At 67.4% G+C, this 12634-nt stretch carries 16 protein-coding genes and 1 tRNA gene; 11 read left to right on the top strand and 6 right to left on the bottom strand.

What is annotated here, in order from left to right; translation table 11 throughout:
• Window positions 1–10: 10 nt before the first annotated feature.
• Together AB4Z55_RS20665 and AB4Z55_RS20660 are read left to right on the top strand one after the other, a co-directional pair.
• Window positions 11–667 (top strand): GNAT family N-acetyltransferase, encoded by a 657-nt coding sequence (locus AB4Z55_RS20665; protein ID WP_239403735.1) that lies wholly within the window; start codon window positions 11–13, stop codon window positions 665–667.
• Between the two features lie 62 nt (window positions 668–729).
• Entirely contained in the window at window positions 730–969 is a 240-nt protein-coding gene (locus tag AB4Z55_RS20660) for a hypothetical protein (RefSeq protein WP_369520423.1), read from the top strand.
• A gap of 7 nt (window positions 970–976) precedes the next feature.
• Here the strand turns inward: AB4Z55_RS20660 and AB4Z55_RS20655 are convergent, their stop codons facing one another.
• Window positions 977–1747, bottom strand: a complete 771-nt coding sequence (locus AB4Z55_RS20655; protein ID WP_369520422.1) for an ankyrin repeat domain-containing protein — start codon at window positions 1745–1747, stop codon at window positions 977–979.
• 105 nt (window positions 1748–1852) lie between these two features.
• On the opposite strand from AB4Z55_RS20655, the gene AB4Z55_RS20650 reads away from it, so the two are divergent.
• The gene (locus AB4Z55_RS20650; RefSeq protein WP_369520421.1) at window positions 1853–2521 is read left to right on the top strand and encodes an SIMPL domain-containing protein; all 669 of its coding nucleotides are present in this window, start codon (window positions 1853–1855) and stop codon (window positions 2519–2521) included.
• Window positions 2522–2668: 147 nt separating this feature from the next.
• Window positions 2669–3934, top strand: coding sequence for a gephyrin-like molybdotransferase receptor GlpR (gene glpR, locus AB4Z55_RS20645; RefSeq protein ID WP_369520420.1), 1266 nt, complete (start codon window positions 2669–2671; stop codon window positions 3932–3934).
• A gap of 63 nt (window positions 3935–3997) precedes the next feature.
• On the opposite strand, the gene AB4Z55_RS20640 is transcribed toward glpR, so the two are convergent.
• Complete coding sequence (locus AB4Z55_RS20640; protein WP_369520419.1) at window positions 3998–4741, bottom strand: hypothetical protein; 744 nt, start codon at window positions 4739–4741, stop codon at window positions 3998–4000.
• An 86-nt stretch (window positions 4742–4827) separates the two neighbouring features.
• On the opposite strand from AB4Z55_RS20640, the gene AB4Z55_RS20635 reads away from it, so the two are divergent.
• Window positions 4828–4900 (top strand) — tRNA-Ala (locus tag AB4Z55_RS20635).
• A gap of 152 nt (window positions 4901–5052) precedes the next feature.
• Here AB4Z55_RS20635 and AB4Z55_RS20630 read toward each other — a convergent pair.
• Entirely contained in the window at window positions 5053–5682 is a 630-nt protein-coding gene (locus AB4Z55_RS20630) for a hypothetical protein (RefSeq protein WP_101821942.1), read from the bottom strand.
• Window positions 5683–5722: 40 nt separating this feature from the next.
• The gene (locus tag AB4Z55_RS20625; RefSeq protein WP_231895799.1) at window positions 5723–6205 is read right to left on the bottom strand and encodes a hypothetical protein; all 483 of its coding nucleotides are present in this window, start codon (window positions 6203–6205) and stop codon (window positions 5723–5725) included.
• Between the two features lie 425 nt (window positions 6206–6630).
• Between AB4Z55_RS20625 and AB4Z55_RS20620 the strand changes: the two genes are divergently transcribed.
• The 5 genes from AB4Z55_RS20620 to AB4Z55_RS20600 all read left to right on the top strand — a co-directional run bounded on the left by AB4Z55_RS20620 (window position 6631) and on the right by AB4Z55_RS20600 (window position 10682).
• A complete protein-coding gene (locus AB4Z55_RS20620; RefSeq protein ID WP_369520418.1) occupies window positions 6631–7047 on the top strand; it encodes a hypothetical protein in 417 nt (138 codons plus the stop codon).
• Between the two features lie 283 nt (window positions 7048–7330).
• Window positions 7331–7756 (top strand): DUF5994 family protein, encoded by a 426-nt coding sequence (locus AB4Z55_RS20615; protein ID WP_101821940.1) that lies wholly within the window; start codon window positions 7331–7333, stop codon window positions 7754–7756.
• 84 nt (window positions 7757–7840) lie between these two features.
• Window positions 7841–8281 (top strand): hypothetical protein, encoded by a 441-nt coding sequence (locus tag AB4Z55_RS20610; RefSeq protein ID WP_101821938.1) that lies wholly within the window; start codon window positions 7841–7843, stop codon window positions 8279–8281.
• A 107-nt stretch (window positions 8282–8388) separates the two neighbouring features.
• Window positions 8389–9333 carry an esterase/lipase family protein gene (locus AB4Z55_RS20605; RefSeq protein WP_369520417.1) on the top strand — a complete coding sequence of 315 codons (945 nt, stop codon included), beginning with the start codon at window positions 8389–8391 and terminating at the stop codon, window positions 9331–9333.
• A 77-nt stretch (window positions 9334–9410) separates the two neighbouring features.
• On the top strand, window positions 9411–10682 hold the full coding sequence (locus tag AB4Z55_RS20600; protein WP_369521039.1) for a family 1 glycosylhydrolase: 1272 nt from the start codon (window positions 9411–9413) through the stop codon (window positions 10680–10682).
• Between the two features lie 31 nt (window positions 10683–10713).
• Here AB4Z55_RS20600 and AB4Z55_RS20595 read toward each other — a convergent pair whose 3' ends face one another.
• A complete protein-coding gene (locus AB4Z55_RS20595) occupies window positions 10714–11037 on the bottom strand; it encodes an AzlD domain-containing protein (RefSeq protein ID WP_239403727.1) in 324 nt (107 codons plus the stop codon).
• Entirely contained in the window at window positions 11034–11810 is a 777-nt protein-coding gene (locus tag AB4Z55_RS20590) for an AzlC family ABC transporter permease (RefSeq protein ID WP_369520416.1), read from the bottom strand. The genes AB4Z55_RS20595 and AB4Z55_RS20590 overlap by 4 nt, the downstream gene beginning before the upstream one ends.
• Before the next feature lie 57 nt (window positions 11811–11867).
• Between AB4Z55_RS20590 and AB4Z55_RS20585 the strand changes: the two genes are divergently transcribed.
• Complete coding sequence (locus tag AB4Z55_RS20585; RefSeq protein WP_369520415.1) at window positions 11868–12431, top strand: helix-turn-helix domain-containing protein; 564 nt, start codon at window positions 11868–11870, stop codon at window positions 12429–12431.
• The last annotated feature ends 203 nt before the right edge of the window (window positions 12432–12634 follow it).

Below are 12634 nucleotides of genomic sequence, written 5' to 3'. Positions count from 1 at the left end.
ACTTCTCCTCGTGTTCAGGTGGTTGAGCGGCAATCAGGGAAGCCCGGGCTGGCCGGCAACTCTCGGGCCGCTGCGCACCCGGACCGGCACGGTCACCCTGCGGCCGGTGAAGATGCGCGACGCCAAGACCTGGAGTGAGTTGCGGATCCGCAACCAGAACGCCCTCCTGCCGTGGGAGCCGACCGGCGTGGGGAGCTGGGCCGAACGCCATCAGCCGGGGTCGTGGCCGCCCCTGTTCGCGGTGTTGAAGTCCGAGGCCAAGCGTGGGGCGTTGCTCCCGTTCGTCATCGAACTCGACGGCCGCTACGTCGGACAGCTGACCGTGGGGAACATCCAGCGCGGCGCGGTTCGGACCGCGTGGATCGGCTACTGGGTCGACGCGGCCTATGCCGGTAACGGCATCGCGACCGCCGCCGTGGCGCTCGGGGTCGACCACTGCTTCGGTGCCGTCGGCCTGCACCGGCTCGACGCGACGGTGCAGCCGCTCAACGAGGCGTCGCAGAAGGTGTTGACCAACATCGGATTCCGGCAAGAGGGTCTGCTGTTGCGCTACATGGACGTCAACAAGCGCTGGCGTGACCACATGCTGTTCGCGCTCACGGCCGAAGAGGTGGTCGGCAGCGCGGCCGAGGCACTGGTCCGGGCGGGCAGGGCGACGTTCCAGTGAGTCGGGGCGCGGCGTCCCGACCGACATGCACTTGGGAGATCGGTGCGTTTCGGGATCCGAGTATGTACTACTGGGTTTCGGGGCCGACCCAGCCCGACGGCCTCAACGACCTGACAGACATCGGCGGCACGCAGGCCGAGATCTTCTATGAGTCAGTGGGACTGGCGCGATACATCGTGCGCCTGGACCGCCACACGTTCGACCTGGCGTATTCGGCCGACACGTCGCCGGACACCCCCAGCGCGCCCGATGAGGCGGGGCTCGTGATCTCGGCGCTGCTCGACAAGTACGGCTACCGTTAGCCGCCGGTCAGCGGCCGGTTTCGACGGGGAAGTCCCGGGCGCGCATCTCCGATTCGATGGCCCGTCGAGTACGGAGATAGGAACTCGTCCGGATCGCGTCGTCGGCGGTGTACAGCGAGGGCAGGAACGTCGAACCGCGCTGATCCCGGTGCGCGCCATCGGCGCCCGCACGCAGCAAGACGAGGCAGTGATCGATGTTGAGCACATCAGCCGCGGTGAACAGCGGCGTCCGACCGGCGAGTGGCTGCACCGAGTCGAGGTCGGCGCCGCGGTCGATCAACAGACGCAAGGCGTCTCCGCGACGATGGCGGACCGCGGTGTGGACGACGTTGCCGCCGATCCGGTCGGACGCCTCGACCAGCCCCTCGTCGAACCCGATGATGGTGCGGAAGGCGTCGAAACGGTCGAGCAGCACGCTGTAGGCGACGGCGTTGTACCGGCCGGCGCCCGGCAGGTGTGGATCGGCGCCCGCGCGGAGCAGGGCACCCACGGCCGTTGGCGGCCCGAATTCCACCGCCCACTGCAGGGGTGTGATGTCCACGCGGCGGGGGTCGATGTCCGGGTCGCCGCCGAGTTCGTCGAGGTCGGCGCCGGCGGCGATCAGGGATTCGATCTGCGGCTGGTCGTCTCGCCGGGCGGCGTCGAGCAGTCGAACGGTGGGTGCGGTGAAGTAGTCGGCCGCGTCCACGCGCGTCGAGACGACATCGGCGATCCATCCGCATCCCGCGACCATGCACGCCGACATCGCTGCGGCGATCAACCCCACGAGTCTCCTCATCCGCACCAAGTCCTCCGCACCAGGCTGTTCCCTCCACGACCTTCGCCCCGAATGTCCGATTTCGACGATAGTCCGGATCGGCTCGTCGACACATAGGCTCTCGGAATGACCGAGCACATCGACGAACTGGAGATCGTGGTCCGCGGCAACGCTCGCGGGCGGTACCGGCCCGAGCGCGGAATCATTTACCTCGTGGTGCGGGTGGAGGGTGCGGACAAGCCGGCAGTGTACACGCGCGCGGTCGAGGTCCACGCCGAGCTGAGTCACGCGCTGACGGACCACGAGTCGGCCGGGGTGGTGACCCGATGGTCGGCCGACTCGGTGCGGGTGTACTCCTATCGCCCGTACTCGGAGACCGGGGAGCGGCGAGAACTGGTGTACAACACCCGTATTCGCATCGAAGCCGAGTTCGTCGACTTCGAGCGGCTGTCGGAGTTCATCGACCGGTGGGCGTCGGTCGACGCGGTCGAGATCGGGGACGTCGACTGGGATCTGCGCGAGGAGACCCGCCGCGAACACGAACGAGAGTTGCGTCGCGCCGCGGTCGACGACGCGATTCTCAAGGCGCAGGCCTATTCCGATGCGGTGGGTCGGGGACCGGTGACACCTGTGCTGTTGTCCGATCCGGACATGGCCGTGCGCGTGCCGGCGTCACCGCGTCGGGCCACGCCGATGGCGGTCGCCGCCGGTCCACCGTCCTCGCCGTCGCTGGAACTGCGGACCGACGACATCGAGATCGCCGTGGCGGTGGACGCGCGATTCCGGGCGCATTGACCACCTCGGCAACGGTGTTGCTGAGAGGCGCGTGTGAAACCCGTGCCGATTCGCTTGTGACACGGCGCGTCTACCCGGGGCCGACGTCTCGTCGCCCTAGATTGTGGAGTGGCTTCGTGTGACCAGAGTGAATGAAGGGAGAGTCGCATGCCCAACTCCGTACTGTGGGTCTGTCTCGTCGCGGTCTGGCTCTTCGTGCTGGTCCCGATGGTCATCAAGGGACGTCCGCAGATCCTGAAGTCGACCGACGCGGCGCGCAAGACGCGTCTGCTGCACCGTGGTGGGTCGCGTGCCACGACCGCTTCGGGCAATCGCCGCCGGTCGTCGGCCCGGCACCCGCACGACCCGTCCTGGAAGTCCTCGCGCCGCAGCACAACCGCGACGCTCGAGAAGGACGCCGACGTGGAGGCCGCGGACGACGCCGAAGTCGATGAGACCAAGCCCTCGACCCGGATGCGTCGTTCCGGCAACGCCAAGGTCGAGAAGCCGGTGGCCGAATCCGTGGACGACGACACCCAGGTGGCCGAGACCGTACTCGACGAGACCGAGGACGGGCTGGTGGACGGCGACTCGACGGCGGAGACCGGCGACGACATCGAGGCCGAGGCCGACCTCGAACACGATGACACCACCGAGGACGAGGCAGACGCCACGTCCGAGGCCGCCGAAGACGACGACGACTTCGAGGACGTCGACAGCGAGTACGAGGACGCCGAAGACGAACTCGACCACGACACCGACCACGACGACGCCGAATACGAGGACGTCGACTACGACGACGCCGAATACGAGGACGTCGCAGACGAACTCGACGAAGACGAGTACGACGACTACGCCCGTGGGTCTCGGCACACCGACGAGCCGTCCGCGGTCGACGAGGACGAGACCGACGAGACGGACGAGGCCGAGGTCGACGAGGTCGAGGACAGCCGCCCCGCGGCGCGCTCGTCGAGCAGTCGACGGTCCGGACGCAGCATCTACTCCTCGGACAAGGAACGCGAACTCAAGTACCGGGAACGTCAGCGCGTCACTCTGGGGCTGTTCGTACTCGTACTGCTGGCGATCGTGGCCGGGTTCGTCGTCGGGATGCCCGGCTGGGTCGCCACCGGCGTGCTCGGTCTGCTCCTGGTCGGTTACCTCGCGTACCTGCGTCGTGCGGTGAAGACCGAGCAGCAGATCCGGGCGCAACGTCTCGCGCGTGCCAAGCGGTCGGCGCGCGCCGAGGAGGAGCGTCGTCGACGCGCCGCAGCGGTTCCGGAGTTCGCCGCCGCACCTCCGCCTCCGCGACTTCGGCGACCCGGCGGCGCAACGGTTCTCGAGATCGACGACGAGGATCCCGTGTTCGATCACATCCCGCCGTTCCAGCGGCGTCGAATGGACCGCGAGGACCTGCAGTACCGCCGCGTCGGCTGACCCGGCATCGCAGTTCAGCAGTAGGTTTCGCTCGGCGACACCTACTGCCGAACTGCTTGTGGGTTACTTGGTCAATGCCGGCCTGCCATGCGAATCCAGCCACGCCTGACCGGCTTTCGCGGCCCGCGACAGTGCGAACCGTTCGCCGAGGTACGTCGCCGGGGCGCCGATGACGGGGATGTAGGCGAGCATCCGGAACAGCGCCATCGGCTGCGGACGCTTCTCGAATTCGTCGTCGACGGCGCGCAGCAGCTTCGCCGCATCCCAGATCGCGGCGAACAGCGACTTCTCGCGTTCCTTCGGTTCCGACGGCAGGGACTCGCCCGACTCGGCGGTGACATCCGGGTTCGTGAGATCGCGCTTGCACAGCACCGACGCGAGCAGCTGCACCTGCCGCTTGCGATCGGTGACCTCGTACTCGCGGGCGATCGCCACCAGCACCATGGCCTGGTTGGCGAACCCGAGGTAGGGCGTGATCGGCAGACGTTTCGCCCACACGCCGAAGACTCCCGGAAACGCCACGGCGCCGGTGTTCAGGGTGCCGATGCGGGTCACCCACCAGCTCGCCCGCTTGTGCATCGACCGTTCGGACCAGCCCTTCGTGCCGGGCCACTCCGCGACGTCGAGCAGCTTCGACGCCGCATGCTGGGCCTGCTGCAGGCGCGAGTCGGGATGATCGTCATCGTGGAAGGTGTGGCCCTTCAGCCCGAGCGGGTCCCGCTCGGCGAGGGCATCGAGGACGGGGTTGATCACCCCCACGACATTGTCGAGAATTCCGGCCAACTGCTGATCAGACATCCGAGGCACTCGTCCAGCCTAGTGGTGTACCAGCCGTTTGGGAGTCGACGACCCCAGGCTGATAAAGTGGCTCGCGGTTGGTCGCAAGACCTCCCGGGGCTATGGCGCAGTTGGTAGCGCGACTCGTTCGCATCGAGTAGGTCTGGGGTTCGATTCCCCATAGCTCCACCGATAACAGCAGTTCAGACGGCCTCACCCGCGTCCCGGGTGGGGCCGCTTCTCGTTGTCCAACGGGAACCTGCGCGAGGCGATCGAGCAGGCGCCGCGCGTCCCCCTGAGTCCCCGGCTCAGAGTCGGGTCTGCAACCCCCAGCCTCGTCGTCAGTTGCCGGGGCTCGTGACCTCTCCCGGTTCGCGATCGCGTTCCTGACGCGCCGCTCCGACCGCATGCTTGGTGTATTTGCCGGCCAGAACGAGCAGCGCGATGGGCACCATCCAGTTCAGCAGTAGGTCGACAGGGCGGGAACCGTCCGACGGTGCGGACGCCGGCTCGACAAGTCCGGCCACCACATGGCCGACGCCCATGAACAGGACGGCCAGTCCCCAGACAGCACTGACCTTCCGGTTGGTCGCCCGGAACAACGGGCTCGACCATCGCTCTTCGGGTACCGAGTCCTTGGCGTATTGCTCGGTGAAGGGGACGGTGGCCGCGGAGATCAACATGAGTACGGCGAGTAGCAGGGTGGAGCCGCCGCGGGCGAAGTTTGTCAGCCACTCTCCGAGTGAGTCGCCACCGATGAAGCCGGCGACGGCGATGGCGCCGAAGGTCACCACACCTGCCACGTCGAGGAATTTGATTCCACCCCGCCCACGGCTGGTCCATGCCATGACCGCGGCGAGTGCCGCCGCACAGAGTGCGGCGATGGCGACCGAGTCGTCGCCGTGCCGGTGGCTGAGCAGCGAGAACAAGAACCAAGGTGCCAAACCGAGAACAAAGCCGATCGGATTCATGCGATCACCGAAAGTGTCTGGAGTCGAGTCGATGTCATGATCATCCCAGCACGTACGTCGCCTGGGAGTGCGCGCCGAAGCGGTCGATGCGCGCGAAGTTGATCTCACCGTCGGAGGCGCCGGTGTTGCCGAGGGTGGTGAAACCGAGCGCCCAGCTGAGTTCGGACTGGTAGCGCCAGTGCGCCCACCGGTAGCTGTTGGAGTACGTCACCGACGCCGACATGTGCGCCGGGTTCGCTGACCAGGCACGCACGACCTCGACGCCGCCACGCGGAAGGACCGGGGCGGGAGGGTCGATCCACTGTGTGATCGACGAACTTCCTCCCCAGGTGTCGGTGGACGGCCATCCGCTCAGCGACAGGTCCCAGCCCGTCTTGTTGATCATGATCAGGGTCACGGTCGATCCGCCTGGAGGCGTCGGCCGTGCCTGAGCGTGCGGCGACGTGCCGATGCTCAGGCCGAGCGCGAACAGCAGTGCTGACACGAGTGCGATCAGACGGTTGGCGGATCGTGTTGTGTGCATGACGGGGTCCTCACTGATTGTTTCCATGGGGTGATCTGCTCGACGGGCACACTTTCCGAAATGCTTCTCGGTGTGGCAGGTCGACTCGCTGAGATGCGACGATAGCACTTTGAATGTAGTCCAACTACATCAAAATAGAAACGGGATGCTTTCTCCGCGTCCGGCGGGCGATGGGGTCGTCCACCGCCCGGTGAAGGTGGCGGGATGGCCCGCGACCACCACCAGGAAACGGCGGGCCCGCCGTGGGGGTGAACATGCTGGTGGTCGCAACGATCGAGATGTCGTGAATTGCACCGACTTCCGGTCGCGGGCAGCATTGCAGATGCCGCCCTCGGTAGGGGGCGTTCGGTGCGGGCAAGGAGGTTGCGGTGAGTTGGTGCCGTGTAGCAGGTGGTCCCTGGTCAACGGCGCCCGCTCTTGCGATCGTGATCGCCGGCGCTCTGGTGGGCTGCGCCGGCACCACAACCGGCAGTGGCACGCCCGGCGGGTCGTCGACCCGTGGCCTGTCGGTGCCCTCGACAGTCGGGGAGGTTCATCTGGACGTCGGCGACACGTTGGCCGTCGAGTTCGGCACCGTGAACCACAGCGTCGGCGATCAGTGGAGGGTGGCCGATGATCCTGATCCCGAGGTGCTCACACCGTTGCTCGCCGACGGGTCGGGCGGCGAACAGGAGCCGGCCCCGCCCGGGAGTGCAATCGAGCTGACCATGCGGTTCGTCGCAGTGGCGCCCGGCTCGACATCGATCGCTTTCGAGTATTCCTATCGGGGTGGAGCGGGCACCCCACCCGATTCCGGCCCGCGGCGCCGAACCGTGACGGTGACAGTGGAAGGGCAGTCCTAGCGCGCGGCCTCTCGGTCGGGCACGTGCCGGCGGCGACGCAGATCGTGCGCGGGGTCAGCGATCCGCGGTGACCCGTGTACCCGGGAGTCACGCGGATGCGGCGGCGCGATGAGAACCGGGCGTACACTGCGACCAACTGGATCGAACATCCGACAGACCACTGTCGGCGTCACCGGTGTCAGATGACCGCCCACGGGTGGTCGAGTCAGGTGGCAACGGTGAAGGTCGCTACTCGTCCCGTGGGAGTCAGCCCACGGGTCGCCCCGAACAATCGGCTCGACGGATGAAGCCGCTGCTCGGCCCCGCCCGGGTGCGATTCGGCGTCGACCCGGCCGCGGTTGTCGCCGGTGCCTGGTATCCGTACACGGTCCAACTCGCCGACGAACTCCCCGGGATGCTCACGACGGCGCGGTCGTCGGTCGGCGATGTCAGCGGCATCGACGTGAACTGGAGCAGCTTTCGTCGTCTTCCCGGTCTGGACTCGCCGGACTCGCCGGAGAAGCCTCCTCTGATGACTCTCACCGCGTCCGGACGGTCGGTGACCCTGCTGGTCATCCCGCCGCGGACGGCGTCCTCACTCGCGGCGATCCTGCTGCGACAAGCGAGTGGCAGCGTCCTCGCGGACGGCCGGTGCCATTCGCTGGAATTCCGTCGTGCCGAGCGAATCCTGGCGCGTGCCGGCCTCGCGGCCACCCGCGAGACGCGCTGACCGCCTCGGCACCCAGACCGTCACTCCCGCTGACCCGGTCGCTTCCAGGGTCGTGGCCAAGCCCTGCGGTGTAGGTTTTCGCCCATGACCGCCGCGATGCTCACGTTCGCCGGGACGTTGCTCGTCGCGGTGATCGGTGCGGTCATCGCGCGGCTCGACGCCAACGACCGCCACCAGAAGCTCTCGCAAAAGGTCGACATCCTGACCAAGCTGCCGCATGATTCCCCGGCACACGCGCGGATGAGCGGGATCGTCCTCGACGCCATCGACGAACTCGGCGAGTACGAGCACCGGCGTCGAAGTGCGGTCTTCCAGCGGAGGGCCCTCACCATGGCGTTCCTGGCCTGGCTCGTGGTGGTCGGCCTGCGCATCGCTGCCGAACAATTCGACGTCGGGCACTACGAGCAGATCATGCACTATGCCGCAGTGACCCTGCTCGTGCTCGGCTTCGTGCTGGTGTTCGCCTCGGCGGTCGCCACGGTCCGTGACATCCGGCACCGCGACGAGGAACCCGGCTCGGACTGATGGCGGTCTGGCCCGGTGGCGGAGGCGGGCCGCGCGGCAATCTGGTTTTCACAGTGGGTCCTGTGAAACCCACGTCCCGGCCTGAGACGGTTTGTTAGGTTTCGTCCATGAGATCGCCGAAGACCCTGTGGGGCCTGGTCGTCGCCGTGATCGGTGTGCTGGTGATGACCGTGTCACCCGCCCGTGCCGAGACCCTGCCGGTCGCCTACAACTTCCTGGGCGGCATCCCGAACGAACTGGCCGAACCGGGCGGCTCACTTCCCGGTTCGAATGACTGGAACTGCAAACCGTCTGCGCGCCATCCTAATCCGGTCATCCTGGTCCATGGCACAGGCGGGTCGCAGCAGACCAACTGGGGTACCTACGTCCCGCTGCTGAAGAACGAGGGTTATTGCGTGTTCGCGCCGACCTACGGCGCCGTGACGGGGGCGCCGTGGCCGATCAGCGCAATCGGCGGCATGGGCGAGATGTCGACCAGCGCCGCACAGTTCGGTGAGTTCGTGGACAAGGTCCGCCGGACGACCGGCGCGTCCAAGGTCGACATCGTGGGCCACTCGCAGGGGTCGGTGGTGCCCGCGTACTACGCGAAGTATCTCGGCGGACGAGACGCCATCGACAACTACGTGTCGCTGGCCCCGGCGTGGCGGGGCTCCGGGGTCGGTGGGAACGACGTGATCATGCCGATCGTCCGGTCTCTCGGGCTACGACCCGAGCAGGTGCCGTTCTGTCAGGCCTGCGCCCAGCTCGACCCTGGGGCGCCGGTGCTGCGCAAGATCGCCGCCGGCGGTTTCTACCTGCCGTCGGTCCGGTACACCAACATCGCCACGCGGTATGACGAACTCGTCGTGCCCTACACCCTCGGATTGCCGCCGGGCGGTTCGAACGTACGCAACATCGTCGTCCAGGACGGGTGTTCGGTCGACTACACCGAGCATGCCGGGATCGCGGGTTCGCGGCGTGCGGCGTTCTTCGTGCTGAATGCGCTCGATCCGGAGAACCCGCGACCGGTTCCGTGCGACCGCGCCGCACCGATCACGGGGAGCCCGTTCTGAACGCGCTCGGAAGACGTTCCATAGGCGGGGGTTTCAGGCGGAGTCGAGGTCGTGCCGCGGCCACCGCGACGGCCGCGATCCTGGTCGGGATCTGCGCTCTCGGTGGTGTCGGGACGGCGTCGGCGAATGTTCCGTCGCTCGGTCCTGCCTTCGAGTTCGGCGTCGCCCAATCCGGTTTCCAGTCCGAAGGGTACAACCGCGACTCGAACTGGGTGCGATACGGCGATCAGGGCCGGGTTGCCCACCGTGTCGGCAACGCGGTCGACTTCTACCATCGCTACGCCGAGGACATCGCCCGCGCCGAGAGCCTCGGAGTGGGTATCTACCGAACGTCGGTCGAATGGTCGCGGGTGGAACCGTCGCGCGGTCGGGACGATCCGGCCGGGTGGGCGTTCTACGATCGGGTGATCCGCGCGGTCGTGGACGCCGGGATGCGGCCCATGATCACCCTCAACCATTGGGTGCATCCGGGCTGGGCGGTCGACCTCGGCGGCTGGAATCGTCCGCAGATGTCGGCCGACCTCGTACGCTTCGCCGAGCGCGTGGTCGACCGGTATGCGTGGGCCGACCCGCTGTGGATCACCTTCAACGAACCCACCGAATACGTTCGGCGCGAGGTGATGTACGGGGGAGTGGCACCGCAGAACGCGGGGCTCATGGCCGACGGGATCGTGACGGCGCACCGGGCGATCCACCGCCACATCCACCGCGTCCAACCCGGGGCGCAGGTGTCGTCGAACATGGCGTACTACCCGATCGCCGGTGTTCAGACATGGCTCGAATCGGTGTTCCCGCAACGCATGCGGAACACACTCGATTTCGTGGGCGTCGACCACTACTACTCCTTCTCGGTCGGCGACGCTTCCGTCGCCAACGGCGCGTCGGGTGAGTTCTGGAAGAGTTCGCAGGCACCGGAGAGCATCTACTACGTGCTCCGTCATGTCGCGCAACAGTTCCCGGGAAAGCAGATCCGGGTGATCGAGAACGGTCTGGCCACCGACCCCCGAGGCCGGCGGCCGGACGGTTACCGGCGGGCCGACCACCTACGCGACACCGTGTACTGGCTGCAGCGAGCCCGTCAGGACGGCATCGACGTGGCGTCGTACAACTACTGGAGCCTCACCGACAACTACGAGTGGGGTGACTTCGACTCGCGTTTCGGTCTGTACACCGTTGACGCGCAGCATGACCCGAGTCTGGCCCGTCACCCGACCGATGCGGTCGCCGCCTATCGTCAGATCACCCGCGACCACGGAGTTCGCCGCGACTATCGTCCGACGCAGATGCCGGTGGCGTGCTCGCTGGTCGCCGTGCCGGACAGCTGTACGACTCCGGCCGTGGTCCGGTGACGTTGTGCGGTGACGTTGCGTGACGATGACGTCAGGCGACGCCGAGTGCTCGTAATCCCGCGGCGGTGGCGGCGGCGAGGATGACCACGACGGCGAGGGGCGCCTTGAGCAGCGCCGCGATCACGCCGACCGCCACACCAGCGGGCCGCGCCCATCCGGCGAAGTCGTGGTCGATGAAGAACGCGCCCGTCAGCGCCACGGCGACGAGCAGGACGACGGCCGCCCGGTCCATCAGCTTCTCGGTCGCCTCCGACACCGAGATCCGGTTCCGCAGGACAGGTCCGGCGGCGCGCATCGCGTAGGTGCCGACGGCGAGGAGTGCGACGCCGATCGCGAGGGAGGCCCCGGTGTTCACTGCCCGCTCCGAATGGTGTTGTGCCCGACGATGTCACGTGTCGTGACGTCCTCGTCGGCGGCGTCGGAGTCGGACCGATCCGGTGTACGCGGCGGTGCCGCACGGAACCGCCGGGCCGTCTCCAGCGCGGCAAACCCCCCGAGCGCACCGATGATCGGCAACCCGGCCGGCAGAAACGGTGTCGACGCCACGGCGACCGCTGCGCCGATGGTCACGGCCGCCCAGGTGGCGCCGTCGCGAAGGGCCGGGATGGCCAATGCGGCGAGCAGGGCGGGGAACGCGGCGTCGAGCCCGAGGCTCGCGGGGTCGGCGACCACGCCGCCGAGGGCGGCCCCCAGGGCGGCCCCGACGGGCCATGAGACGAGAACACCCAGACCGCACAACAGGAATGCGGCGCGTGCGCGACGTGGGTCGGACTCGGCCGTCGCCAGAGCTGCTGTCTCGTCATTGATGAGGTGTGCGCCGAACAGGATCTCGGGAGTGCTGCGCAGGTGTTTCCCGACGGCGAGGCCGTATCCGAAGTTGCGGGTGTTCACCAACAGGCCCGCCAGTGCAGCCAGGATCGGGAGCCCGCCGGCGGCGAGGATGCCGACGAAGACGAATTCCGACGAGCCGGCGAGCACCACCGTGGCGATCAGGACGATCTGCCACAGCGCGAGACCCGCGGTGTGCGCGGCCACGCCGTACGACGCCCCGATGACGAGCACCGACAGAGACATCACGACGACGGCGCGCAGGGTCGCCGTGTCGAGTGTTCTCCAAGCCGAACGCATGACTATCATAGTGAACAAGAGGAGTGTGTTCGTCAAGATGGACGATCGGACGGTTTGATGAACGATGCACGGTCGGTGAACCCGAAAGAGCTCGTCGCGGCGTCGCTGAAACGGGAACGAACGCGGGCCGGTCTGTCCCTGACCGAACTCGCGCGCCGAGCCGGAATCGGGAAGTCGACCCTGTCCCAGCTCGAATCGGGGGAGGGGAATCCGAGCGTGGAAACCCTCTGGGCCCTCTCGACGGCCTTGGGCGTGCAGTTCTCGGCGCTGCTGGATTCGCCGATGCCGACGGTCGAGGTCATCCGTTTCGGCGAGGGGCCGGTCATCCCGGCCGCGGACGCGGACTATTCGGCCACCCTGCTGTCCACCGCCTCGCCGGGGTCGCGGCGCGACATGTATGTCATCAGGGCCGAACCCGGCAAGCCGAGAATCTCGGCGCCGCATGCGCGCGGGATCATCGAGCATGTCGTGATCAGTTGTGGCCGTGCGCGTCTCGGTCCCACGGACTCCGCCGAAGTCCTCGCGGCGGGTGATTACATCTCGTATCCCGGCGACGTCGAGCACGTCTTCGACGCACTGGAGCCGGGTACCGTCGCGGTGATGCTCAGCGAGGCGTTCTGAGACGGTGGCACAGGTTCCGGCGAAACGCGACGTGCATCACAGCGATTCGCGGTATCGATGACCGACGCGTACTGTTGCTGTCAGTGATGCGCCCGTACCGGCCGCGTCTAGCGTCGTAGAACGCCTCTCTCGCAGGTCTGGAGATTCCGACACAGGTCGGCCACCTGCCATTGACTTCATACGGCGAACGAGCTCGCGCACCC

Source organism: Gordonia sp. ABKF26 (assembly GCF_041103195.1).
In the GTDB taxonomy this organism is placed as follows: Bacteria; Actinomycetota; Actinomycetes; order Mycobacteriales; family Mycobacteriaceae; genus Gordonia; species Gordonia terrae.
Note: the sequence above shows the minus strand (reverse complement) of the source record. Positions and strands in the feature narration are given on the sequence as shown.